The following is a 23,411-nucleotide window of genomic DNA, read 5'->3' on the forward strand; positions in this document are numbered from 1 at the left end:
GCCGCCGACCCGTAGTCCCAGGAGACATCCATGTCCATCATCGGTGAGTTTCATCAATTTGGCGCCGTGCTCAGGCATGCCCGTCGTGACGGGCGCGTCGAAAAGATGATGAATGGCCTGCCGCGCGAATTGCAGGTCGAACTCGGCTGGATCGAGGGACCGTCTCGCCATGGGACGGGCACCGCAGGCCAACTCCACAAATACGGCCGCGTGGCGCTGCTGATGAACAAGCTGCCGCTCGACATCCAGATCGAGCTTGGCTGGCCGGTCGGTCCGCTGGCTTCGATGTCGAACGTGATCGCCTTCGACGGGCGGAAAGCACGTTGCGCGTGACCTTCGCCGAAAAGGTCCACATGCTGGCGTTCCGCAGTCGCAGCCCCGGTCGGCCTGCCGCGGCCGACCGGGGCTTGCGCTGGACGCTCAAGGCCATGCGCCGCGCCGGCTAGATCCAGATCTCCAGGCAAATCGACGGACAGGCGCCATGCCTTTATTTGACGAACTCGGTCGCCTCGGCGCCCGTTACAAACAGGCGCGCAACGAGCGAAGGACGGCGCGGATCATGAATGCGCTGCCGCCCGAGATCCAGCGCGACCTCGACTGGAACCCGCCGCCATCAGCGATGGCGAAGGTCTATCGCTGGGCCGCGGTGTCGGTCAGGCGCTGAGCTTCAGAACTTGCCGGTGAGATTGAAGGTTTCGAACGCCGCGCGGATGTGATCGGCGGCAGCCTTCACCGGTGCGCTCGCCTCCGGCGCCACGATCATCGCCAGGCTATAGTTGCCGATCTCCGGCATGCCGTCCTTGGCGCCGAGTTCGACGAGTTCTTCGCCAAGGAAGGATTTCGGCAGTGGCGCAACGGCCAGGTCTGAAAGGATCGCGGCGCGCTGGCCTGCCGTGTGCGCGCTCATGTAGGCGACACGGTAGTTGCGTCCCTCGCGGCCCAGCGCCTCCAGCGCCCCTGCCCGCCAGGCACAACCCTCTTCCCACAGCGACACCGGCAACGGCTCGCGCATATGGGCGCAGCCACCCTTGGCACCGGCCCAGACGATCGGCTCCGTCAGAAGCGTCTCCGCACCGGCCGCATTGGCCTTGCACGCATTGGTGAGCAACGTGATGTCGAGGGCGCGGTCGTCCATGCGCCGGCGCAAATTGCTGCTCTGGTCGATGATGACGTCGACGGCGATTGCAGGATGGGTCTGGGCGAAACGCTTGAGCACGAACGGCAGCACGCGCTCGCCGAAATCGTCGGGCGAACCCAGCCGTACCACGCCGACGATGTCCGGAATGATGAACTTCGACACCGCCTCGCGATTGATCGCCAGCATGCGGCGGGCATAACCGAGCAGCATCTCGCCATCGGTCGTCAGCGCCACCGAACGGGCGTCGCGCAGGAACACCGACCGGCCGAGAATGTCCTCGAGCTTCTTGATCTGCATCGAAACGGCCGACGGTGTGCGGAACACCGCATTGGCTGCGGTCGTGAAGCTGCCCGTCTCGGCGATCGCCACGAAGGTGCGCAGCACATCGAGATCGAGCAACGGCAGAGGATGATTGAGTGGCGCGTTCATGACCGATGTCCTTCAATATTTCTGATCGAACACATCATTTCATTTCGTTTGATTGAACCTCATGTCTCGGCGATAGTCAACTCCATCGAAGCACGGGGCATAGGCTCCAGCATCGAGGTTGCCCGGAAGCAGAAGCGCGAATGTGCGCAAGACGGTTTGAAACCAGCGGTGCCCACCGGGCGAGCACCTGAAGCCGGCCTTGAACCGGCCCATGAGGAAAGGTAACCGCAATGTCTATTCTTTCATCGATCGGTCGTATCGCCAGCGGCTTCAACGCAGCCCGCGCCCGCAACCGCACCGCGCGCTCGATCAGTTCCCTCCCGCTTGAATTGCAGAAGGACATCGGCTGGCCCGAGGCCTTCGATTCCGAAACCGGCTATCGTCATGGCAATGGCGGCCAGGCGCACTGAGCGAGACTGAAGAACGGCCTGCCGCACAAGGATCCGGCAGGTCCGATCGCACGGCGCTCTCGCGACAGCCATGCACCCCCTGCACACCAAATGCGACCTGCACGCATGGCCCGCAACCTGAGACTCAAGTAACTGTAAATATTGACTATTTTCCGACATTCGATACACGATTTCGAAGCTGTCGGAAACGATGTCGCTTTTGTCGCTCGCCGCTTCGTTTTTGCAGCATACGGGGCCGTATCCAAGCCCTATATGCCCATCATCAAACGAGCTGCCCCACTCCAGAGCGCGAAGGCACCCCGTGTAACCTGGATGCATGGAGACGTGTCATGAAGATTTTCGCCCGCCTTTTCGGCATCGGCCGCAACGCAACGCTCTCGACCGCGATCGAGCGCCAGCGCCTTGCCAAGACGATGCCCGGCCAGACCGGCGCCTTGGCCGCCAATCGCCTTGGCATGCTCATCGGCTGAATTCGAGCCGATCCGCTCCCTCCCGCGGATCGCAACCTGACCGCCCTCCGGCCAACGCCGGAGCGGCGGTTTTTTCATGCCTGCCGCCTCACAAGCGCCACACTGCCGAAAATCCAGGGGCAACGGACACCGATGTCGCAGATTTAATTTTAGCGACAGGCCCAAACCCATTGACAGCAAGGGAATTTGCTGTTGTCGCTATGCTATTCGCGACATCAGGTTCGCGCCGTTTCCGGCCAGCGTGAGGGTTCCTTTGAACGCCATCAGACATCCGATCAAACGATCGCTTGTGTTCTTCCTCGTACCCGATTTCACCATGGTTGCGTTTGCAACTGCCCTCGACCCGCTGCGGATCGCCAATCGCATGCTCGGCTATGAAGCCTACAAATGGCGGCTTGCCAGCATCGACGGCAAGGCGGTGCGCGCGTCCAACAGCGTCGAATGCGCGGTCGACACCTCGCTCGAAGAGGAGCGCAAGAAGATGGCCGGGCCCGAGCGCCCGTCGATGGTCATCGTCTGCACCGGCATCAATGTCGAGACCTACACCAACAAGTCAGTCTTTGCCTGGCTGCGCGAGGAGTACAATCGCGGCGTCGCCGTCGGCGGCCTGTGCACCGGTGCCTATGTGCTGGCCAATGCCGGCCTGCTGTCCAACAAGCGCTGCGCCATCCATTGGGAAAACCTGCCCGGCTTCTCCGAGGCCTTCCCCAAGGCCAATGTCTACGCCGACCTCTTCGAGGTCGACCAGAACATCTACACCTGCGCCGGCGGCACCGCCGCGCTCGACATGATGCTGAAGCTGATCGGCGACGATTTCGACGACAATCTCGTCAACCGCATCTGCGAACAGGTGCTGACCGACCGCGTGCGCAGCCCCACCGACCGTCAGAGGCTGCCGCTGCGCGCGCGGCTGGGTGTGCAGAACTCCAAGGTGTTGACCATCATCGAACTGATGGAGGCGAACCTGTCTGAGCCGCTATCGCTGATCGAGATCGCCGACCATGTCGGGCTGTCGCGCCGCCAGATCGAACGCCTGTTCCGAACGGAGATGGGCCGCTCCCCTGCCCGCTACTATCTCGAAATCAGGCTCGACCGCGCCCGCCACCTGCTGATCCAGTCATCGATGCCGGTGGTCGAGGTCGCGGTCGCCTGCGGCTTCGTCTCGGCCTCGCATTTCTCCAAATGCTACCGCGAGCTCTATGCCCGCTCGCCGCAGCAGGAGCGCCTCGATCGAAAACAGCTGATCGCGGCTTGAGCGGCGGCCCTTACTGGTCGCCGTCGTAACCGCCATCCCGGTAATCGTCGGAACCGCCGTCCTGGTAGTCGTCGTATCCCTGGTCGTCACAGATGCATTCGGCTGACGATATCACGTCGTTCCAGCCGCCGACCGAGCGCACGTTTCGGAAAAACTCCTGCGATGCGCCTCCCATTCGGGTGTGCTCGTAGGCGACGAGCGAACAGCCCGGGGCGACGCGCACCGACGATACCCTGTCGTTCCAGAACTGCCCGTTGCGAAAGCTGACGGACTGGCCTGACGCCATCGGCAGGACACGCCCGCGGAACGAGACGTGCTCATACATCTCGCACGCGGTTTCGTCCTCATAGTATTGAGCGCCGGCAGTGCCGACCATGAGGACCGAAGCGATCGCTGCAATGGCTGCTTGGCGTTTCACGATCCGAGTTTCCTTCCAGACGTCGACGGTTCGGGGAACCTTGCGCTCCCCAACATTGACGCTTGTATGGCAACATCGGAAATTCTAGCGGCTGTCCCACAGCCAGGAACGGTCGCGCCAAAGCTTCTCGCCGACCAGGCAATCGTATTTCGGTCGCGCCTGGGCAAGCACGACGGGCGGACTAGCAGCCTCCTCAGCAGCCCATTGCGGCGAAGCCGGGCCGGCCAGTTCCATCACCAGCTTGCGCCGTATCGCTTCGGGGAACTGCGACCACTCGTTGACCGGGATCATGAAGGCGCCCGGCCCGCCGATGACGCAATCGGCGTAGTAGCGATCGAGATCCTCGACGTCATAGGCATTGCCGAAGCCGCCATTGGTCATCAGCGGCAGCCCGTTGATGGTGATCCCCTGGGCCACCACGCCGTCGCGGATGAGATCGACCGGCGGCCCCTGGTTGTTCGGCCCGTCGCCGGAGATGTCGATCACCCGCTTCATGCCGCGAAAGGCGCTTTCCGCGAACAGATCGCTGCCGAATTCGAGCGCGCTGGAGATCGAGGTCCGGCGAGCACTGTTGGGTGGCTTGGCGGTGAGCTGACGAACCACGCGCTCGGCGTCGGCGCGATTGGCAATGACCGTCCACGGCACGATGACGATCTGGGAGGTCGACCCTGCCCACTCGACATAGGTGACGGCGATCTTGCCATAGGCACCTTCGGCGATCGCCTGCAATACGCGTTCATGCGTCAGGGCGGCGGCATAGCCGTGGCGCTGGATTTCGAGTTCATCCGGCGACATCGACAGCGAAACGTCGACGGCAAGCACCAGCTCGACATCGACCTGCTCGACTGCCTGGGATTGCGACGCGAGGCCAAGCACCAGCGCCACAGCGGCACCGCCTGCAAAAAGAGCTTTGGCCACAGCAGACATTCATTGAGGGTAAGCGAGAATCCGCCACTTCAAAAGAAAAGCCCGGCAAGAATGCCGAGCTTTTCATTCACATTGTTGCGAAGTGCTGTCCGAATGCCTGCGCCAAGCCGACAAGAATGGCGATCAGCTCCGCGGCTTGAGGTTCTCAGGGTCATAGAGCGGCTTGTAGCCAACGCCTGCGACTTCGACTGGATAAGTCTCGCCGAAATACTCGACCTGCAGCTTGCGGCCTTCCTGGGCATAAGCGTGCGGCAGGTAGGCGAGCGCGATGTTCTTGCCGATGGTCGGGCCATAAGCGACGGAGGTCGTGTAGGAGCGGCGGCCGAGCTGGTCGACGAGAACGGCGCCCGTCTGCGGATCCATGACCGGCAGCGTGCCGACAGGGTAGCGCTTGACGCCGTTCCCGTCGGTGTTCTCGGTCATGACCAGCGTGCACAGCATGGCCGGCTGGTGGTCGCGCGCCTTGTACTCCAGGTGCTTGGCCTTGCCGCGGAAATCGGCATCCTTGACCTTCGGACGGGCAAGGTCGGCCTCGATGAGATTGTACTGGGTCAGCAGATCGGCGTTCTGCAGGCGCAGGCTCTTTTCCATGCGGCGCGAATTGGCATAGGTCTCGACACCGAACGCCATGACGCCGGTCGCGCGCAGCGCATCCCAGACGGCAAGGCCGTCCTCGTATTTCATGTGCAGCTCCCAGCCCTGTTCGCCGACATAGGAGATGCGGAAGGCTGTCACGTTCTTGCCTGCGATGTCGATCTGCTTGATCGCAGCGAAGGCGAAATTCTCCTGGTCGAGACCAACGGGATCCGCCACCACCTTCTTCAACGTCTCGCGGGCGTTCGGACCCCAGATGCCGATGGTGATGAACTTTTCCGAGACGTCGGAGATCGTGACGTCGAGGCCGCGATCCTCGGCGACGCGCTTCATGTAGTGGAAGTCGCGCGGGCCAGCGTCGGCACCGTTCACCAGGCGGCAACGGTCGGCCATGCGGAAGACGGTGAAGTCGGCGCGAACCATGCCCTCATCGTCGAGGAAGTGGGTGTAGACGCCCTTGCCGATGTTGCCATCACCGCCGATCTTGGCCGCACAGAGCCATTCCAGCAGCTCGACATGGTCGGGGCCTTCGATGTCGACCATGTGGAAATGGCTGAGATTGACGATGCCGCAATCCTCGCTCATCGCCAGGTGCTCGGCGTTGGAAACACGCCAGAAGTGGCGGCTGTCCCATTCGTTCTCGCGCACCGGCACCCGATTGCCGTATTTTTCCAGCAGGTGCTCATTGGCCTTGTAGCCATGCGCACGCTCCCAGCCGCCGAGCTCCATGAAATAGCCGCCGAGCTCGACTTCGCGCTCGTAGAACGGCGAACGCTTGACGTTGCGCCCCGTCGCATAGGGCTCGCGGGTGTGCACGGCGGGGAAATAGATCTTTTGAGCCGCTTCGAAGGTACGGCCTTCGATGAACTTCTCCTCCAGCTGGTGTGGATAGAAGCGGGCATAGTCGATCGAGTTGTGGTCGATCTCGGTGCGGCCGTCGGTCATCCAGTCGGCGATCAGCTTGCCGTAACCGGGGCCGTCCTTGACCCAGATGGCTACGCAGTACCAGAGACCGCGCACCTTCTGGCTCTCGCCGCAGGAGGCGCCGCCGGCGGCGGAAACCTGCAGCAAGCCGTTGAACGAGTGGCTTTCGTTGTAGCCGATCTCGCCGAGGATCGGCGTCAGCTCCATGGCGCGCTCCAGCGGCTCCATGATCTGTTCCATGTCGAGGTCGCGCTGCGACGGCGACAGGCGCGCTTCGTGCTTTTCGAGAATGTCGCGCGGATGGCAGAGGCGCGGATTGGTGGTCTCGTAATAGCCCCACTCGATCTGGCCGCCTTCGGTAGTCTTCGGATCGCCGGTGTCGCGCATGTAGGCTGAATTGCCCTGGTCGCGCAGCAGCGGGAAGCCGATTTCCTTGCCCGTCCCTTCGAACTCGTTGTAGGGGCCGAAGAAGGTCAGCGGGTGGTCGACCGGCATCACCGGCAGGTCCTCGCCGACCATCTCGGCGATCAGGCGGCCCCAGATGCCGGCGCAAACGACGACATGGTCGGCCATGATGGTGCCGCGATGCGTGACGACACCCTTGATGCGCCCGCCCTCGACTATCAGCGACGTCGCCGGCGTGTTGCCGAAAATCTGGAGCTTGCCTGATTTTTCTGCGGCATCGACCAGCTTGCCCGCCACCGTCTGCGAACGCGGGATAACCAGGCCGGCGTCCGGATCGAACATGCCGCCCATGACCTGATCTTCCTCGATCAGCGGAAACATCGCCTTGATCTCGGACGGCGAGACATAGTGCGCGCGGGTGCCGAAGGCCTTGGCGGAGGACAGCTTGCGCTTGATCTCTTCCATCCAGGTGTCGTCGCCGGTGCGCGCCACTTCCAGACCGCCGATGCGGGCGTAGTGGCCCATCTTCTCGTAGAAATCGATGGAATACTGCGTCGTCCAGACCGACAGATAGTCATGGCTGGTGGTGTAGCAGAAATCGGAGGCATGCGCCGTCGAGCCGATGTCGGTGGGCACGCCCGACTTGTCGATGCCGACGATGTCGTCCCAGCCACGCTCGATCAGGTGATGGGCAATGGACGCACCGACAATACCGCCCAACCCGACGATGACGACCTTCGCCTTTTTCGGAAACTCTGCCATTGCCCTCGACTCCGAGATGATAGTTTTGGCGGCAGACTATAGGGCGGGACCGCACAATTGCAGCCTGTTTGCGACATTGCCAAAGAGCCGCGCGACCTCGCGAAATTGAAGCTTACGCAGCCTGCCAAACGGCATGCATCCGCTATGCGGCTCGCTGTGCAACGGCCGTGTCGAAACGCGGCTTCCACATCGTCACCAGCATCATGCTCATCGCCCCGATGAAGACGAAGAAGAAGCGGTCGTCGGGCAGAGGAAAGCTGGCGAACTTGCCCAGCGTGCCGATTGCCAGGGCGAAGATCAGTGCGTTCTCCCGGCCGCCCCGCGTCCGCCCGGCGCGAGCAAGCAGCGCCCAGCCGGCCAGCAGCAGGGCAAGGATCGCCGGCCATTCATTGTCCATCACGGCAACGACCGCCCCCCTGACGTAGCCGCGGGCAAAGTCGACCAACGAAAAATCGGGATGGAAATTCGCCATCGAGTTCTGGATCTGCACGCATGAGAAATAGAAGTGCGCCCACCAGCCCGGATGACCGCCGAGCCTGGCAACGATCATGCCGCCGGCCAGCGCCGCCACGAAGGTGATGAGAAGCGGCAGCACGCGCCAACCGAAGGCGATGGCTGTCAACAGCAGCGCAAAGACCAGGATGATGTTGTCGGGCCGCAGGAATACTGACGCGAACAGCAGCACGCAGGCAGCAAGGTCGCGTTTCCTGAGCAGCAGGTAGATCGCAACGAACGAGACCAGCGAGACCAGCATGTCAGGCACGACGGCCGTGGTCATATGGGCATAGTCGGCGAGCACCAGCAGCGGCGCTAGCACGAACGCCCCTTGCAGGGCGTCCTCCCTGGCAAGCCAGAAGAGGCAGAAGCCCCCTAGCGCCAGCGACGGCAGGACGCTCAGCAGGATGGCGGCGTTGACAAGCCCGACGACCGGCTCAAGCGCCCGCAACGTCGCGATGTAGGCCACCTTCACCCGATACATAGACAATTGTGACTGGAAGTCGGCAGGGTTCTGCCACTGGTTGAGGTTGTACGGGTTGCTCTGTTGCAGCGCATAAAGCTGGGTGTCGCTCGCGCGCTCGCCGATCAGCTTCCAGGTTTCGGCGTGAAGTTCGACCGGATCGCTGTGGCGATCCTCGAGCGCCGTCGCGACATAGGCGACCATGTCCCAGTTGTAGTCGGGCCGGACTAGCGCATAGGCCGAAATGGCGAGGCAGACGACGGCAAAGAAGGCTGCCGCAAGGCGGTCGAGCAACCGCTTGCTGCCGACCGTCTGTGTGAGCCATTGGACGATACCCGTCCGCAGCGCCCAATCCATGACCGTTCCGTCGCGAGCCATCATCTCGAGTTTCTCGCCTGCCCCGTGCGTCAACCGACCTGGCTCTTCACGAAGTCCTTGACGATCGAAACGATGCCGCGCCCAAGAAGGCTGTCGAGAGACTGGACCAGCACATCGACATCGCCACGGCTGCAGGTCAGCGGCGGCAGCAGGCGAACGACGTTGCGGTTGTACTCGGTGAAGGCCACCAGCACGTCGTAGTCGCGCAGCAGCAGCGCCCCGACGAAGCCCGAAAGCGAGCCCTTGAGCTTGTCGTCGAGCACGCTGACGACCGGACGCAGCACCATCGGCAAGGTCTGCGAGAAATCGTGGAACTCCAGGCCGACCATCAGGCCCTTGCCGCGCACATCCTTGATGATCTTGGGATATTTCGCCTTGAGCTCTTCCAGCCGCTCCAGCAGATAGGCGCCGGTCGCAGCGGAGTTCTCGATCAGCCCCTCGTCGTAAAGCACGTTGAGCGTCTCAATTGCAGTGATGCAGCCTTCGCCGATGCCGCCGAAAGTCGCCATAGCGTGGATCATCGCCGTCTTGGGGGTGCCGTAGGATTTCATGTAGACGTCGCGGCGGGCGATCATCGCCGCCATGGCCGCCTTGCCGCCGCCGAGCGACTTGGCGACGGCTGTGATGTCGGGCACGACATCGTAATGCTCGAAGGCGTAGAAACGGCCCGAGCGACCGACACCGCATTGCACCTCGTCGGCAACCCAGATGACGCCGTACTTGTCACAGAGCGCGCGCAGCTTCTGCCAGTATTCAGCCGGTGCCTGGTTGATGCCGCCACCGCCCTGGATGGTTTCGAGCACGATGGCACCGATTGCCGGATCGGAACGGAACGCATTCTCGACAGCGTCGATGTCACCGAAGGGCACGCGCGCGGTGTTGTCGGTGAGCCGAAACTCACCACGATAAAGCGCGCCGTCGGTGATCGAGAGCACGCCCTTGGTCTTGCCGTGAAACGAGTTCTCGGCATAGACGATCTTGGGACGCGCCGGACCCGCCGCGCGCTCGGCAAGCTTGACCGCCGCCTCCATCGCTTCCGAGCCGGACGAGCCGAAGAAGACCATGTCGAGGTCGCCGGGCGAAATCTGGGCCAGATTGTAGGCCAGCGCCGACGCGTATTGCGACATGAAGGCGATCCCGATCTCGTGACGCTTCTCGTCCTGGAATTTCTTGCGCGCCTCGGTCACGCGCGGATGGTTGTGGCCGAGCGCCAGCGAGCCGAATCCGCCGAAGAAGTCGAGGATCTTGCGGCCGTTCTGGTCGATGTAGTGCATGCCCTCGGCACGCTCGATCTTGATCTTGTGAAAGCCGAGCAGCTTCATGAAATGCAGCTGGCCCGGGTTGAGATGCGCTTTGAACAGGTCGGTCATCTTGACTACGTCGAGCGACTTGGCCTGCTCGACGGTCATCAGCTTCGGCTTGGCGATCGCCGTGGCCGACATTGCGGGGGCACCGCCAATGGCGAGGGAACTGGCCGCATCCGGCTTGGTAACGAGCGTCATGGTCATATCCTTCATTCGGCCGGGGCGTGGTGCGCGCCAGCAGCGACGCCGTCCTTCTTGGCGCGGTATTCCTTGTAGGCAGCGATCAGCATGTCTTCGTCGCGATACTTTGGCACCCAGCCGAGCTGACGGTCGCCCTTGCTGACGTCGAGCACGCATTCCTCGTCGGCGATCAGATATTGCTCGGGGTCCATGATCGGCATTTTCAGGAGGTCGAGCAGGTCGAGCGTCCGCTTGACCGCCCAGGCCGGCGTCGGCAGCAGGATCGACTTCGAGCCGGCATGCTTGACCAGGTCGCCGAGGAGTTTGCGCACCGGCGGCGGGTTGAGCGAACCGAGGTTGTAGGCCTCGTTGGGCACGCCGGCCTTCCAGGCCAGACGTGCCGCCTCGGCGCAATCGAACACCGAGATGAACTGATACGGGTTCCTGCCCGAGCCGATCATCGGCACGGGAAGGTTCCAGTCGATCAGCTTGAACAGCTTTTCCAGGATACCGAGACGGCCGGGGCCGATGATCAGGCGTGGCCGGAACAGCGAAATGTTCATGCCGCGGCCGCGCCACACCGCGGCCAGTTCCTCGGTCTTCTGCTTCGACCAGCCATATTCGCCCAGCGGCGCCACCGGATGCTCCTCTGTCATCGGATAGGTGACCGTGTGGCCGTAGATCATGTCGGTCGTGTAGTGCACGAGCTTCGACGCGCCCGCATGGTCCATCGCCTTGATGATGTTCTCGGTGCCGAAATAGTTGACCGGGAAGAAGAAGTCGTGCCGCTTGGCCCGGACCTGGATCGGCGACAGCATCTTGGCCGACAGATTGTAGACCACGTCATCGATCTTGAGGCCGAGTGCCGCGATCGACGCAGGGTCGGTCACGTCGCACTGGACGAAACGCACGTTTCGATAATGCGCCAGCTCGCTCTTGACGATGTCCGCGACGATAACTTCCTCGCCGTCGGCGATCAGCTTTGGCGCAAGATGGCGACCGACGAAACCGTCGCCTCCGAAAATGACGTGTCTCATCGCAGGAGCTCGCTTGTCTTGGTGGGTTCGGTGGAGGCGGTGACGACCGTTTCATCATGGTCGCGGCCGCTCTGGGCGATCAGCACGGTGCCGACGCAGATGAAAGCAATGCCGGCGATGCGCCAGGCATTCAGGTCTTCCCGGAAAACGAAATAGGCAAACACCGCGACCGCGACATAGGCCAGGCTGAGGAACGGATAGGCAAAGCTGAGCTCGACCTTCGACAGCACATAGAGGTGCGACGCCATCGAAATGACAAAGGTCAGAAGTCCGGCAAAGACCCACGGACTGAAGACAATCTGCAGCAGCTTTACCAAGGGATTTGCACCCTCGAACGAAATCGCTCCAAGCGACATCATGCCTTGCTTGAGCATCAACTGTGCAGCGGCGTTGGTCATCACTGTGAAAAGAATGAAGGGCAGGTATTTCATTGCTTTATCCGTTCTCTTCACAAGCTAGCGGCAAGCCGCGAATATTCCGTGAAACTTTCCGTACAATTTGAAACGCCTGTGCATTTCTCAACCGATTGCAGGCTGCCTACTCGGCCGCTTGCGCAGCCCTACCGTTGCGCGACGCCAGTCGACCCGCGGTGCGCACCCAGAAATCCGACATGAACGCTGGATCGCGCATCGTTTCGAGCCGCTGCCAATCCGGAAAGGAGGCCGCGAAGGTCGCTGCCGACATGCGGGCGTCCTTGTAGGGATTGACCGCGCCACCGGCCTCTACCGTGATGCGGTCGAGTTCGGCGAGAAGCTTCAGCGTGCGCTGGCCATGGTTGGGAAAATCCAGCGTCAGCGTGTAGCCGGGCCGGGCAAACGACATCAGGGCTGGCGACCGCTGCGCGCCGAAACGCTTGAGCACCGTCAGGAACGAGCCCTGCCCCGCCTGTCGTGTCGCCGCCAGCAATGCCGACATGGTCTCGCGCGCCGCATCGACCGGCACGGCACTCTGGTGCTGGAAAAGCCCATTCGGGCCATAGAGCCGGTTCCAGCCAGCCACGCGGTCGAGCGGAAAGAAGAATTTCCGGTAGCTTGCCGTGCTGGTCGCGGCCCGTCCGCGCCGCCAGCCATAGGCAGCGTTGAACAGCCTCAGGAACGGCCGGTTGAGCAGGGTCAGCGGCGGCTGGAACGGCACCGACAGTCTCGCCGCCCCTTGCTCGACCGCGCGCGCACCATCGGCAGCGTGATTGCCGGCGAGCAAGAGGCCGCGCCCGGCGCTTCTTCCGCCCGCCATTTGGTCGATCCAGGCGACCGCATATTCATTATCGCGGTCGGCCGCCTCGGCCAGGTCGAAATATTCTTCCAGGCTGCCGAACGGCTTGACCGTCTCGGCGATGTCGAGCGACGGCACGCGCATGAGACGGATGGCGGCGGAAAGAATGATGCCGGTCAGCCCCATCCCGCCGATCGTCGCCCAAAACAGCCGTGCGTTTTCCAATGGCGAACAGGCATAGGTGAGGCCATCGGAGCGCAGCAGCGTCAGCCGTTCGACATGGCAGCCGAAGCTGCCGCGGCGATGATGGTTCTTGCCATGGACGTCATTGGCGACCGCGCCGCCGAGCGTGACGAACTGGGTACCGGGCACCACGGCAGGGAAAAAGCCGTGCGGCGCTCCCGCCGCGATGATATCGGCAAGCAGCACACCTGCCTCGGCCTCGATCACGCCGGTCTCCACATTAAAGGAGAGGATTCGATCGTGCGAGCGCATGTCAACGACGGCGCCGCCACTGTTCTGGCAACTGTCGCCGTAGCTGCGGCCATTGCCATAGGCGAGCAGCGACGCTGCGCGCGCCGATCCGCTGGTCAGCAATTCGGTCGCCTCGGCAACATCGATCGCCTGGCGAGCAGGTGGGTTGGTGCGGCCGAAGCTTTGGTAGTCGCCAGCCGCCATGCTCACCACCCCGCGACCAGAAGCAAGGCAGCACCGATCAGAACCACGATCTGGCTGCGCCAGTCGCGAATGATGAAGACCACAGGATCGTCATGCAGTTCGTCGCGGCGGGCGAGTATCCAGACGCGCATGGTGAGGTAGAGCACGATGGGCGCCAGCGGCCATATCAGCCAAGGCTCCCGGTAAAGTTCGCGCACGGCGCTGCTGTCGATGTAGAGCGCCAGCACCAGCACCGACGAAAAGGCCGAGGCCATGCCAGCCTGTGCGACGATGTCCTGGTCTTCGATGCGGTAGCCGCGCCCGGCAATGCGTTCGCCGACATTCAGCGTCGACGAACGCAGTTCGACGTAGCGCTTCACCAGCGCCAGCGACAGAAAGAAAAAGATGGAGAAGGCAAGCAGCCAGAACGAAACGTCGACGCCAGTCGCTGCCGCACCCGCCAGGATGCGCAGGGTATAAAGTCCCGCCAGCGTCAGCACATCGAGCAGCAGCATGCGCTTGACCGCCAGCGAATAGGCGGTCGTGGCGACGAGGTAGATGAGCAGTACAGCCAGAAATTCGATCGACGTGAAGGCAGCCGTCGCCAGGCTGATGACGAGCAGGATGGCAACCGAGGCAAGCCCGAAGGGTATCGATAGCTTGCCGCTGGCGAACGGTCGATCGCGCTTCGTCGGATGCGACCGGTCGAGCGTCAGGTCGAAGAAATCATTGACGATGTAGATGGCCGATGCCGCCGCACTGAACGACACGAACGCCAGCAAGGCCGGCGCCAGCATGTCGAGATTGACGTATTTGTGCGCCAGCACCAGAGGTACCGCGATCAGCGAATTCTTGAGCCACTGGTGGACACGCAGCATCTTGAGGATCGTACGCAGGCTCGGCTGCTGCGTCGCGATCAGCTCCGAGCCGTGGCTTGCCTGCCAGCGCGCGGCGGCGCGGTCGGGGGCAACGACGATCGCCGCGCGCGCGGCCTCGAATACCTTGAGATCGTGACGGCTGTTGCCGGCATAATCGAAGCCGCCGTCGCCATAAGCCGCCACCAGGGCGTTGCGCTTGCGCTCGGAGGTCAGGTTTTCGCCGCCGTCACTGGCAAGCACGGCATCGAACAAACCAAGATGCCGGGCAATCGCATCGGCAAACTTTCGCGGAGTGCCGGTGGCAAGCACGATCTTGCGGCCATTGGACTGTTCGTCACGAAGCCGCTTCAGAACTTCAGGCCTGTAAGGCAGCGTTGCCGGATCGATGTCGACCGCAGCCGCAATCGCCTGCTTCAGACGGGCCGGCCCCCCGAGCAGCCAGAACGGCACCAGAAAGATGTTCAGAGGGTTCTTCTTGAGAAGTGCAAACAGCCCTTCCCATAGCAAATCGGTCGCAATCAGCGTACCGTCGAGATCGACCGCGAGCGGTATTGCGCTGTTTTCTGATCGCGCGTCCATCGTCCTGCCTGCCCTGCCCTTGCCGGACGGCATTACCCTCCGGACCCCCACCAGTCCGCTATAGCGGGCCACCGGGTTCGGGATGGTTAAGGCGGCAGCGGAATGCTGGAGGCGCGCCGGTCATTTCCTCGGTCATGCTTAAACAGATGTTAGCAACATACGCAAAAGGCCGAGCATCCGCCCGGCCTTTCGATCAGTTGCCAGCAATGGGCCGCGATTTACTTGATGCGGGCGACCCCGCCCGAAATCTCTACCGTCTCCGCACCGGTCAGCGCTTCGCGGTCGCCATTCGGCATCGTCACGAAGCAGCCATTCGAGCAGAATTCGACCGTCTCGCCGGCGGCAAGAGCGAGTTCGGTCTTGGAACCGCCCTCCGTCACGATCAGCGTACGCGGCTCGGTATCGAGGTTTACCGCGCTCGCGGCATGCGCCGCACCCGACATGGCCAGGAAGAGCGCGCCTGCGGCGACAAGAAACCTTTTCATTCTCATCATCGGTGTTTCCACCGCCTCTGTTCATTTTCGCAAGGCATTCTCGCCGTTTGCAAGAGAGCTTATATGAGTCCGAAGCTGAACGGCAACTGAATGCCTTGTTCATGCCACAATTGGTTGGCGCGACGCCGACGTTTCATTCCGGGTCGGCTTTTTTCCTTCCAGGCTTGCGCCTGGCCGCAGCTTCGGCGGTGCGTTTGCTGCGCGCTTCTTCCACCTCCGCCACCAGCGCTTCGGCCTGCTCGTCATCGGCAGGCCATTTCTCGGCGGGCTTGGGGTCGTGCGCGCGCGGTGTCGACGGGATAAAGATATGCTCGCGCTCGAAGGCTTCCAGGATGGCGAAACGGATGTCGTTCTGGACCGAATTGCTGCCCGTCACGTCACCGAGGAAGAAGCGAATCTCGAATTCCAGCGCCGCCGTGCCGAAATTTGCGAACAGCACGAAGGGTTCCGGGTTCCTCAGGATCATCGGATGCGCCCGCACGATGTCGAGCATGACGTCATGGGCGCGCTTGACGTCCGAATCGTAGGCGACGCCAACCTTGATGTCGACGCGGCCGAGCTTGTTGCGATGGGTCCAGTTGCCGACGGCGCTGTTGATCAGGTCAGAATTCGGCAGGATCACCGACTGGCGCTGGAACGTCTCGATCTCGGTGGCGCGCACGCTGATCTTCTTGACCGTGCCCGACACCTGGCCGGCAACGATCCAGTCACCGACCTTGAAGGGCCGCTCGGCAAGCAGGATCAGGCCCGAGACGAAGTTGGAGACCACGTTCTGCAGGCCGAAACCGATGCCGAGGGAAAGCGCACCGGCAACGAGCGCGAGATTGGAAAGGTCGATGCCTGCCGCCGACACGGCGATCAGCCCGGCAATCGCCACGCCGGCATAGCCGACGGCCAGCCGGATCGAATTGCGCACACCGGCATCAACCTTGCCGCGCGCCATGACCGAGCCGTCGAGCCAACCCTGGAACCAGCGCGTCACGAAATAGCCGATGGCAAACACCATGACGCCCGAAAGCAGACCGGCCGGCGAGAAGTTGAAGCTGCCGATCTGGAAGCCCGAGCCGATGCGGTAGAGCCAGGTGATCATGTCGCCGGGCTGGAAACCCCAGGTAAACAGGATCAGCGGCACACCGACGATCAGCACCAGCAGGTTGATGATCATGCTGGTGACGAGGCCAAGCTGGTCGAGCGTTGCATCGTCGAGGGTGAACATCCGCTTGATGCGCCGGCCGACAGTCGTCTTGATGAAGGCGTCTTCCTCGTTGATCGCCTGGGACGACAGGAAGCCGATATACATGGTGGCCAGGATCGTGCCGGTAATGACGATCTGCTGCGACACGAAGCGGGCCAGGCCGATGTACCCCAGCAGGGCCGCGGCGATGGTGACCCCGCCCAGCGCAAGCACGATGTAACGGAAAAGCCGCGGCCAGGGCTTCGGACGGCCGTCTTCATCGACGAACGGTCGCACCAGTCCGATGAGGATGACCAGCACGCCGATCACGACCGTCGACGTCAGCGCCTCGCCCACCGTCAATGCCAACGGCGAACCGAGCACCTGGTAGACCGAACTCAGGAAATAATCGAGGCCGGTAAAGAAGGCGGTAGCGGTGATGAGCAGCATCAGCCAGCGCGCCGCGCCGCTTTCGACCGGAATCAGCCGCCATTTGGGCAGCCTGGGCGAAAGCACCGCCACGCCGAGGCGCGAGACGAAGAACACGATGGCGATGACATAGAACAGCGACCACAGCATCGCGCCGATATCACCACGCAGCACCTCGAAATAATCGAACAGGTAGTAGGTGACGCCGAGGAACACGACCAGCGCCGTCGACTGCATGAAGGTCGACCAGAACGCCACCGAAAGCCGGCTGAGATAGGACGGCTCCTCTACCCTGCCGTCGGGCTCGAACATCCGGCCGAACATGCGCCGGCCGCCGAGAATGATGACCGCCGCCGCGCCAAGGGCGAAGAATGTTGCCGCAAGCATCGACTTGAGCTTGAAGCTGACAACGAAACGGACCCAGGACGAGACCGTGCGGTAGAGGTCGCTCATCTCCGTCCTGAAGGCGTCGACCACCTCCGATCCCAAGGCGAAATTGATCTGGTAGCGCTTGGTCAGGAGGTTCTGGAACAGGCTGCGGCGTATCTCTGTGATCTGGCTGATCAGCTTGTCGATACGGATCGAGAGGTTTTCGGCAACGCCGAGCACGGCGTTGATCTCGGTTTTCTCCGCGGCCAGGGCCTCGCGCTCGCTGGTCACCACCGCAGGTTCAGCCGGCTGGCCCTCCGCGGGCGGTTTGCCGAGCTGCTCCAGGCGGGTGTTGATCTCGGTCAGGCGCGGACGGAATGCGACACCGCTTTGCAGCAGGTCGCGCGACAGCTGCTCGAGCTGCAGTCGGATGTCGACAAGCCCGGCATCGTCCTCGGCGCTGGCATCCATCTTCTTCTGCAGCCCGTCGACCTTCGACGACAGGCTGGCGATGACTTCCTGCTGGTCTGCAATGACACCGGCAGGCGCTTTGCCGAGATCTTGCGCGACGGCCTGCGACAGGAGCACCGCCGCGAAAATGAACAGGGTGGCGCCGATGCGCCGGACTGCGGAGAAAAGCATGGTTTGTCAGCGACTCACGGTCTGTTTGCCAAGTTCACGGCGCGCCATTGATAAAGACGCCCAACCTGCCGGGCAAGCCGGCCCCGGATGGGCTGGTGGGAAAGTCGGCCTAGCGAAAGGCCATGGCGGAATATTGGCTTTGAATTCCGGAAGCTGCCTGTAGTGTCCGCCCACAGCCCATGGGATGATTTGCAGTATGGCGGAATATTCGGCCTTTTCGCTTCTCAGGAACGCGCTCAGCGGAAACCGCGACTGGAAACCGGCATGGCGCAAGCCAAGTCCCAAGGCATCCTACGATGTGGTGGTCATCGGCGGCGGCGGGCACGGGCTGTCGACTGCGTATTATCTCGCCAAGGAACACGGCATCACCAATGTGGCGGTGCTCGAGAAAGGCTACCTCGGTTCCGGCAATGTCGGCCGCAACACCACCGCCGTCCGCTCGAACTACCTCTTGCCGCAGAACACGCGCTTCTACGAGCACTCGATGAAGATGTGGGAAAACCTTTCCCACGAATTGAACTACAATGTCATGTTCTCGCAGCGCGGCGTGCTCAACCTCGCCCACACCCCGGGACAGCTCGACGACCTGGCGCGCAAGGGCAACGCCATGCGTCATCTCGGCGTCGATGCCGACCTGATGACGCCGGCCCAGATCGGCCGCCGCGTGCCCGGGCTCGACATGTCGCAGTCAGCACGTTTCCCGATCTATGGCGGACTGATCCAGGAGAGCGCGGGCACTGCACGGCACGATGCGGTTGCCTGGGGCTATGCCCGCGGCGCCGACCGCCGCGGCGTCGACATCATCGAGAATTGCGAAGTCACCGGCTTCCTGCGCGACGGTGACCGGGTCACCGGCGTCACCACCAGCCGTGGCGAGATCCGTGCCAAGAAGATTGCGGTCGCGGTCGCCGGCAGCACCGGACGCGTCATGCAGCTTGCCGGCATCGAACGCATGCCGATCGAAAGCCACGTCCTTCAGGCCTTCGTGTCGGAATCGCTCAAGCCGTTCCTCGACACGGTGGTGACTTTCGGCATGGGGCACTTCTATGTCGGCCAGTCCGACAAGGGCGGCCTGATCTATGGCGGCGACCTCGACGGCTACAATTCATATGCCCAGCGCGGCAGCCTGCCCATCGTCGAGGAAGTGATGAGCGAAATGCTGGCGCTGTTCCCGTCGCTCGCGACGGTCCGCGTTCTGCGGTCATGGGGCGGGGTCTGCGACATGTCGATGGACGGTTCGCCTATCATCGCCACGGGGCCCCTGCCCGGCATGTATCTCAATTGCGGCTGGTGCTACGGCGGCTTCAAGGCGACGCCGGCCTCCGGCTTCTGCTTTGCCCACACCATCGCCCGGGACGCGCCACACGAACTCAACGCGCCCTTCACGCTCGACCGTTTCAGCCGCGGCACCGTCATCGACGACAAGGGCCAGGGTCCGACACCGCGCATGCACTAGGGTTTGAACCATGCTGATCACCTGCCCCTATTGCGGTCCCCGCGACGTTTCCGAATTCGCCTACCAGGGTGACGGCAACCGCAGCCGGCCCGACCCGTCCTCGACCGACCTGGCCGCCTGGAACGCCTATGTCTATGACCGGCTCAACCCGGCCGGCGCGCATAACGAGATCTGGCAGCATGCCGGCGGCTGCCGGGCCCATCTGGCAGTGGTGCGCGATACGCTGAGCCATGAGATATCAAGCGTGCGCTTTGCCCGCGAAAAGGGCGCGCCTGCCCATGGCCGCCGCAAGTCGGGAGCCAAGCCATGAGCCCGCGCCGCAGGCCCTCGGGTGGCCGGATCGACCGGCTCCGCACCATCCGCTTCACCTTCGACGGCACGGCCTTTACCGGTCACCAGGGCGACACGCTGGCGTCCGCGCTGCTTGCCAACGGCGTTTCCCTGTTCGGCCGTTCGTTCAAGTACCATCGCCCGCGCGGCCTGCTGACCGCGGGCGTCGACGAACCCAACGCGCTGGTGACGGTGTTGCGCGGCGATGTTCGCGAACCCAACATTCCAGCGACAATGGTCGAAATCCACGACGGCCTTGTTGCCGTCAGCCAGAACCGCTTCCCCTCGCTCGCCTACGACGTCAGCGCCGTCAACCAGCTCGGCGGCAAGGTCCTTTCGGCCGGCTTCTACTACAAGACCTTCATGGGACCGGTGGTTGGCCCGCTGAAGGGCACACGCTTCTGGATGCTGTGCGAGAAGATCATCCGCCGCGCCGCCGGCCTCGGTCGCGCCGGCCATGCGCCCGACACTGCCCGCTACGAGCGCATGAACGCCTTCTGCGACGTGCTCGTCGTCGGCTCAGGTCCGGCCGGGCTCGCCGCTGCGCGCGAGGCAGCGGCTTCAGGCGCCAACGTCATCCTTGCCGAGCTCGACCCGCAATTCGGCGGCTCGGCCAACTGGTCCGGCGAAACGATCGACGGCGAACCGGCAGCCGCCTGGGCGTCCGACATCGTCGGCGAACTCAGGGACCAGGCCAACGTCCGCCTGCTCAAGCGCACCACCGTCTGGGGCTATTATGACGACAATACGCTTGCCGCCGTCGAGCGCGTCAGCGACCACAAGGCCTCCCCCGCCAAGGGTGCGCCGCGCCACCGCCATTGGACGATCAGGGCCGGCAAGGTGGTGCTCGCCACCGGCGCGTTCGAGCGGCCGCTGGTGTTTCCCGGCAACGACCGCCCGGGAGTGGTAATGGCGAGCGCGGCACAGCGCTATGCCAACGAGTTTGGCGTGCTTCCGGGCGACAAGGTCGCGGTGTTCACCAACAACGACAGCGCCTACCGGTCGGCCGTCGCCCTCAACAACGCCGGAGCAACGGTGGCGACCATCGTCGACGTGCGCGCCGAAATCTCCGAGGAGTGCCATACGCTTGCCCGCCAATGCGGCGCCGAGCTGATCGTAGGCCATGCCGTAACCGCCACCGAAGGCGGCAAGAAGCTGACCGGCATCAAGCTCGCGCCATTCACCGAGGCAGCCGGAGCACTGTCCTCCGGCGCCCGCAGCGTCGAGGCTGACTGCCTGCTGATGTCCGGCGGCTGGTCGCCGACGATCCACCTCGCCAGCCAGGCCGGCGCACGGCCGCTCTGGGATGCCGAGCTCCAGGCATTCCTGCCGCCCGAGGCCGGCAAGGGCTGGGTTGGCGCCGGCGCATTCAACGGCACCTTCTCGACCGCGCAAGCCATCGCCGAGGGTTTTGCTGCCGGCCGTGTCGCGGCAGACCTTGCCATGGTGGAGATCGGCACGCTGCCCGACGTCGAGCCGGCGGCACTCGATCCGCGCCCGGCGCCGGTTTTCGAGATCAGGGCCAAGGGCAAGTCGTTCGTCGACTTCCAGCACGACGTGACGTCCGACGATGTGCGCCTTGCCCATATCGAAGGCTTCGTCTCGGTCGAGCACCTCAAGCGCTACACCACGCTCGGCATGGCAACCGACCAGGGCAAGGGCTCGAACGTTCCAGGCCTCGCCATCATGGCCGAAGCCCTGGGCAAGCCGATCCCCGAGGTCGGCACCACGCGGTTCCGGCCACCCTATGCGCCGGTTTCGGTCGGTGCGCTCGCCGCCGAGCGCTTCGGCGATCTCAAGCCCGAACGGCTGACGCCTATGCACGACTGGCACCTCGACAACGAGGCCACCATGTATTCGGCCGGGCTCTGGTTCCGCCCCATGATCTATGGCGGCCCGGGCGAAACCATCGAGCAGGCCTATGTCAGGGAAGCGCGAGTGACCCGCGAGACAGCCGGCATCGTCGACGTCTCGACCCTGGGCAAGATCGCCGTGCAGGGGCCGGACGCAGCGGAACTCCTCGACCGCGCCTATTCCAACGTCTTTTCGACCCTGCCGGTCGGCAAGGCACGCTACGGCCTGATGCTGCGCGAGGATGGACTGGTCTTCGACGACGGCACCACCTGGAGGCTTGGCGACAATGACTTCCTGATGACGACCACCACGGCCAATGCCGGCAAGGTCATGCAGCACCTCGAATATTTCCTCGATGTTGTCTGGCCCGATCTCAAGGTGCATCTGACCTCGGTCACCGACCAGTGGGCGGGGGCGGCGATCGGCGGGCCGAAGGCACGCGAAATCCTCGCCGCCTGCGTCACCGGCACCAAGGTCGACAACGAGGCCCTGCCTTTCATGGGCATCGTCCATGGCGAGATCGCGGGTGCCCCCGTCATGATCTGCCGCCTCTCCTTTTCCGGCGAAATGGCCTTCGAGGTCTATTCCGGCGCCGGCCATGGCATCCACGTCTGGGAAGCGCTGATCGAGGCCGGACAGCCTTTCGGCATGGTGCCCTACGGGCTCGAGGCGCTGGGCACGATGCGCATCGAGAAGGGCCATGTAACCGGCGCCGAGATCGACGGCCGCACCTCGGCCCGCGACCTGCATCTCGGTTGGATGCTGTCCCGGAAAAAGCCCTTCATCGGTTCGGCCATGATGGATCGCGAAGGCCTGGTTGCCTCGGGCCGGCTCGAACTCGTCGGCCTGGTTTCGCTCGACAATCGCCCGCTCAGCGGCGGCGCCCACATCGTCGAGGACGTCGACATGGACAACCCGCACGGCTCGCTCGGCCACATCACCGCGGCATGCTTCTCGCCGGCACTCGAAAAATACATCGCGTTGGCGCTTGTCGCGGACGGCAAGGCAAGGCACGGCAAGCGCGCCCATGTCTCAGATCCCCTGCGCGACCGGTTCGGCCCGGTCGAGATCGTCAGCCACCACTTCTTCGACCCCGAAGGGAAGCGCATGCATGGTTGAGCAGCTTTCACCGCTCGCAGCAGTGTTCCGGCCCGGTTCGCACGGCAATTTCGTCGACGGCGTCGGCGTGACCCTTTCCGAGATGGCTCCTGGTTCCATCGTCCAGCTTGCCGCCTGGCCGGGCGAGGAGAAGAAACTGATCGCAGCCATCACCTCCCTCACCGGGCTCAAGCTTGCCGATGGCGCCGGCGCCGGGGCCGCATCCGAACGCCACACTGTCTTCGGCTTCGCACCGGGCAAGTTCTTGCTCACCGACACGGCGGAAGGGCTTGTATCTGCGGCCGGTGTAGTCACCCCGGCCATGGGCACCATTACCGACCTGTCCCATGGCCGAACCGCCATTCGCGTTGCCGGCCCAAGGTCCGAATGGGTGCTGGCAAAGCTGTTCGCCGTCGATTTCTCGCTCGTCGCCTTCCCCCAGGGGTCCGGCATCTCGACCGCCCACCACGACATCTTCGCCCAGATCCAGCGCAGCGGTCCCGACCGCTTCGACCTCTACGTCTTCCGTTCCTTCGCCCGATCGTTCTGGAAGATGCTGTGCCATGCCTCCGACGAGGTCGGCTACGAGGTGAGGTAGCGGTGGCCGGCCCCTCTGCGATGGACTAGGATCCCCGTAGCCCGCCATGCCC

The 23,411-nt window shown here is 63.3% G+C and carries 21 protein-coding genes; 9 read left to right on the forward strand and 12 right to left on the reverse strand.

Annotated elements, in window-relative coordinates:
* The first annotated feature begins 30 nt into the window (after window positions 1-30).
* Window positions 31-333, forward strand: coding sequence for a hypothetical protein (locus tag GGR00_RS02705; protein WP_055969212.1), 303 nt, complete (start codon window positions 31-33; stop codon window positions 331-333).
* Between the two features lie 148 nt (window positions 334-481).
* A complete protein-coding gene (locus tag GGR00_RS02710; protein WP_184697722.1) occupies window positions 482-664 on the forward strand; it encodes a hypothetical protein in 183 nt (60 codons plus the stop codon).
* A gap of 3 nt (window positions 665-667) precedes the next feature.
* On the opposite strand, the gene GGR00_RS02715 is transcribed toward GGR00_RS02710, so the two are convergent.
* Window positions 668-1,567, reverse strand: coding sequence for a LysR substrate-binding domain-containing protein (locus GGR00_RS02715; protein ID WP_184697726.1), 900 nt, complete (start codon window positions 1,565-1,567; stop codon window positions 668-670).
* Window positions 1,568-1,797: 230 nt separating this feature from the next.
* Here GGR00_RS02715 and GGR00_RS02720 point away from each other — a divergent pair, with 230 nt between their 5' ends.
* The 3 genes from GGR00_RS02720 (at window position 1,798) to GGR00_RS02730 (ending at window position 3,702) form a co-directional block, all read left to right on the forward strand.
* On the forward strand, window positions 1,798-1,977 hold the full coding sequence (locus GGR00_RS02720) for a hypothetical protein (protein WP_055969219.1): 180 nt from the start codon (window positions 1,798-1,800) through the stop codon (window positions 1,975-1,977).
* 329 nt (window positions 1,978-2,306) lie between these two features.
* Window positions 2,307-2,447, forward strand: a complete 141-nt coding sequence (locus GGR00_RS02725) for a hypothetical protein (protein WP_184117355.1) — start codon at window positions 2,307-2,309, stop codon at window positions 2,445-2,447.
* A gap of 316 nt (window positions 2,448-2,763) precedes the next feature.
* Entirely contained in the window at window positions 2,764-3,702 is a 939-nt protein-coding gene (locus GGR00_RS02730) for a GlxA family transcriptional regulator (protein WP_377864515.1), read from the forward strand.
* 10 nt (window positions 3,703-3,712) lie between these two features.
* Here GGR00_RS02730 and GGR00_RS02735 read toward each other — a convergent pair whose 3' ends face one another.
* The 11 genes from GGR00_RS02735 to GGR00_RS02785 all read right to left on the reverse strand — a co-directional run bounded on the left by GGR00_RS02735 (window position 3,713) and on the right by GGR00_RS02785 (window position 18,023).
* On the reverse strand, window positions 3,713-4,120 hold the full coding sequence (locus tag GGR00_RS02735) for a beta/gamma crystallin domain-containing protein (protein ID WP_184697729.1): 408 nt from the start codon (window positions 4,118-4,120) through the stop codon (window positions 3,713-3,715).
* Window positions 4,121-4,204: 84 nt separating this feature from the next.
* Window positions 4,205-5,047, reverse strand: a complete 843-nt coding sequence (locus GGR00_RS02740; RefSeq protein WP_184697730.1) for a DUF1194 domain-containing protein — start codon at window positions 5,045-5,047, stop codon at window positions 4,205-4,207.
* Window positions 5,048-5,170: 123 nt separating this feature from the next.
* On the reverse strand, window positions 5,171-7,732 hold the full coding sequence (locus GGR00_RS02745; RefSeq protein WP_184697732.1) for a GcvT family protein: 2,562 nt from the start codon (window positions 7,730-7,732) through the stop codon (window positions 5,171-5,173).
* A gap of 142 nt (window positions 7,733-7,874) precedes the next feature.
* Window positions 7,875-9,071 (reverse strand): hypothetical protein, encoded by a 1,197-nt coding sequence (locus GGR00_RS02750; protein ID WP_184697733.1) that lies wholly within the window; start codon window positions 9,069-9,071, stop codon window positions 7,875-7,877.
* A gap of 26 nt (window positions 9,072-9,097) precedes the next feature.
* Entirely contained in the window at window positions 9,098-10,510 is a 1,413-nt protein-coding gene (locus GGR00_RS02755) for an aspartate aminotransferase family protein (RefSeq protein WP_246441275.1), read from the reverse strand.
* A 71-nt stretch (window positions 10,511-10,581) separates the two neighbouring features.
* Complete coding sequence (locus GGR00_RS02760; RefSeq protein ID WP_184697737.1) at window positions 10,582-11,589, reverse strand: NAD-dependent epimerase/dehydratase family protein; 1,008 nt, start codon at window positions 11,587-11,589, stop codon at window positions 10,582-10,584.
* Window positions 11,586-12,020, reverse strand: a complete 435-nt coding sequence (locus GGR00_RS02765; protein WP_055969236.1) for an EamA family transporter — start codon at window positions 12,018-12,020, stop codon at window positions 11,586-11,588. Before GGR00_RS02765 ends, GGR00_RS02760 begins: the two co-directional genes overlap by 4 nt.
* Window positions 12,021-12,126: 106 nt before the next feature.
* Window positions 12,127-13,479 carry an FAD-binding oxidoreductase gene (locus GGR00_RS02770; protein ID WP_184697739.1) on the reverse strand — a complete coding sequence of 451 codons (1,353 nt, stop codon included), beginning with the start codon at window positions 13,477-13,479 and terminating at the stop codon, window positions 12,127-12,129.
* A 2-nt stretch (window positions 13,480-13,481) separates the two neighbouring features.
* Entirely contained in the window at window positions 13,482-14,915 is a 1,434-nt protein-coding gene (locus GGR00_RS02775) for a UbiA family prenyltransferase (protein WP_184697741.1), read from the reverse strand.
* Window positions 14,916-15,133: 218 nt separating this feature from the next.
* Window positions 15,134-15,400 (reverse strand): hypothetical protein, encoded by a 267-nt coding sequence (locus GGR00_RS02780; RefSeq protein WP_055969246.1) that lies wholly within the window; start codon window positions 15,398-15,400, stop codon window positions 15,134-15,136.
* A 142-nt stretch (window positions 15,401-15,542) separates the two neighbouring features.
* A complete protein-coding gene (locus GGR00_RS02785; RefSeq protein ID WP_184697743.1) occupies window positions 15,543-18,023 on the reverse strand; it encodes a mechanosensitive ion channel family protein in 2,481 nt (826 codons plus the stop codon).
* Window positions 18,024-18,219: 196 nt separating this feature from the next.
* Between GGR00_RS02785 and GGR00_RS02790 the strand changes: the two genes are divergently transcribed.
* From GGR00_RS02790 to soxG, 4 genes are read left to right on the forward strand one after another with little or no spacing between them, the layout of a single operon-like run.
* Window positions 18,220-19,479 carry a sarcosine oxidase subunit beta family protein gene (locus GGR00_RS02790; RefSeq protein ID WP_184697744.1) on the forward strand — a complete coding sequence of 420 codons (1,260 nt, stop codon included), beginning with the start codon at window positions 18,220-18,222 and terminating at the stop codon, window positions 19,477-19,479.
* 10 nt (window positions 19,480-19,489) lie between these two features.
* The gene (locus GGR00_RS02795; RefSeq protein WP_184697746.1) at window positions 19,490-19,789 is read left to right on the forward strand and encodes a sarcosine oxidase subunit delta family protein; all 300 of its coding nucleotides are present in this window, start codon (window positions 19,490-19,492) and stop codon (window positions 19,787-19,789) included.
* Complete coding sequence (locus tag GGR00_RS02800) at window positions 19,786-22,782, forward strand: sarcosine oxidase subunit alpha family protein (protein WP_184697749.1); 2,997 nt, start codon at window positions 19,786-19,788, stop codon at window positions 22,780-22,782. Before GGR00_RS02795 ends, GGR00_RS02800 begins: the two co-directional genes overlap by 4 nt.
* Window positions 22,775-23,359, forward strand: coding sequence for a sarcosine oxidase subunit gamma family protein (gene soxG / locus GGR00_RS02805; protein ID WP_184697751.1), 585 nt, complete (start codon window positions 22,775-22,777; stop codon window positions 23,357-23,359). Before GGR00_RS02800 ends, soxG begins: the two co-directional genes overlap by 8 nt.
* Window positions 23,360-23,411: the final 52 nt, after the last annotated feature.

Origin of the sequence: Aminobacter aganoensis (assembly GCF_014206975.1) — a bacterium.
Lineage (GTDB): Bacteria > Pseudomonadota > Alphaproteobacteria > Rhizobiales > Rhizobiaceae > Aminobacter > Aminobacter aganoensis.

Bases quoted from the DNA above. Each gene is read 5' to 3' on its own strand.
- GGR00_RS02705 (WP_055969212.1), top strand. From the start codon at position 31: ATGTCCATCATCGGTGAGTTTCATCAATTTGGCGCCGTGCTCAGGCAT.
- GGR00_RS02710 (WP_184697722.1), top strand. From the start codon at position 482: ATGCCTTTATTTGACGAACTCGGTCGCCTCGGCGCCCGTTACAAACAG.
- GGR00_RS02715 (WP_184697726.1), bottom strand. From the start codon at position 1,567: ATGAACGCGCCACTCAATCATCCTCTGCCGTTGCTCGATCTCGATGTG.
- GGR00_RS02720 (WP_055969219.1), top strand. From the start codon at position 1,798: ATGTCTATTCTTTCATCGATCGGTCGTATCGCCAGCGGCTTCAACGCA.
- GGR00_RS02725 (WP_184117355.1), top strand. From the start codon at position 2,307: ATGAAGATTTTCGCCCGCCTTTTCGGCATCGGCCGCAACGCAACGCTC.
- GGR00_RS02730 (WP_377864515.1), top strand. From the start codon at position 2,764: ATGGTTGCGTTTGCAACTGCCCTCGACCCGCTGCGGATCGCCAATCGC.
- GGR00_RS02740 (WP_184697730.1), bottom strand. From the start codon at position 5,047: ATGTCTGCTGTGGCCAAAGCTCTTTTTGCAGGCGGTGCCGCTGTGGCG.
- GGR00_RS02745 (WP_184697732.1), bottom strand. From the start codon at position 7,732: ATGGCAGAGTTTCCGAAAAAGGCGAAGGTCGTCATCGTCGGGTTGGGC.
- GGR00_RS02750 (WP_184697733.1), bottom strand. From the start codon at position 9,071: ATGATGGCTCGCGACGGAACGGTCATGGATTGGGCGCTGCGGACGGGT.
- GGR00_RS02755 (WP_246441275.1), bottom strand. From the start codon at position 10,510: ATGTCGGCCACGGCGATCGCCAAGCCGAAGCTGATGACCGTCGAGCAG.
- GGR00_RS02760 (WP_184697737.1), bottom strand. From the start codon at position 11,589: ATGAGACACGTCATTTTCGGAGGCGACGGTTTCGTCGGTCGCCATCTT.
- GGR00_RS02765 (WP_055969236.1), bottom strand. From the start codon at position 12,020: ATGAAATACCTGCCCTTCATTCTTTTCACAGTGATGACCAACGCCGCT.
- GGR00_RS02770 (WP_184697739.1), bottom strand. From the start codon at position 13,479: ATGGCGGCTGGCGACTACCAAAGCTTCGGCCGCACCAACCCACCTGCT.
- GGR00_RS02775 (WP_184697741.1), bottom strand. From the start codon at position 14,915: ATGGACGCGCGATCAGAAAACAGCGCAATACCGCTCGCGGTCGATCTC.
- GGR00_RS02780 (WP_055969246.1), bottom strand. From the start codon at position 15,400: ATGAAAAGGTTTCTTGTCGCCGCAGGCGCGCTCTTCCTGGCCATGTCG.
- GGR00_RS02785 (WP_184697743.1), bottom strand. From the start codon at position 18,023: ATGCTTTTCTCCGCAGTCCGGCGCATCGGCGCCACCCTGTTCATTTTC.
- GGR00_RS02790 (WP_184697744.1), top strand. From the start codon at position 18,220: ATGGCGGAATATTCGGCCTTTTCGCTTCTCAGGAACGCGCTCAGCGGA.
- GGR00_RS02795 (WP_184697746.1), top strand. From the start codon at position 19,490: ATGCTGATCACCTGCCCCTATTGCGGTCCCCGCGACGTTTCCGAATTC.
- GGR00_RS02800 (WP_184697749.1), top strand. From the start codon at position 19,786: ATGAGCCCGCGCCGCAGGCCCTCGGGTGGCCGGATCGACCGGCTCCGC.
- soxG (WP_184697751.1), top strand. From the start codon at position 22,775: ATGGTTGAGCAGCTTTCACCGCTCGCAGCAGTGTTCCGGCCCGGTTCG.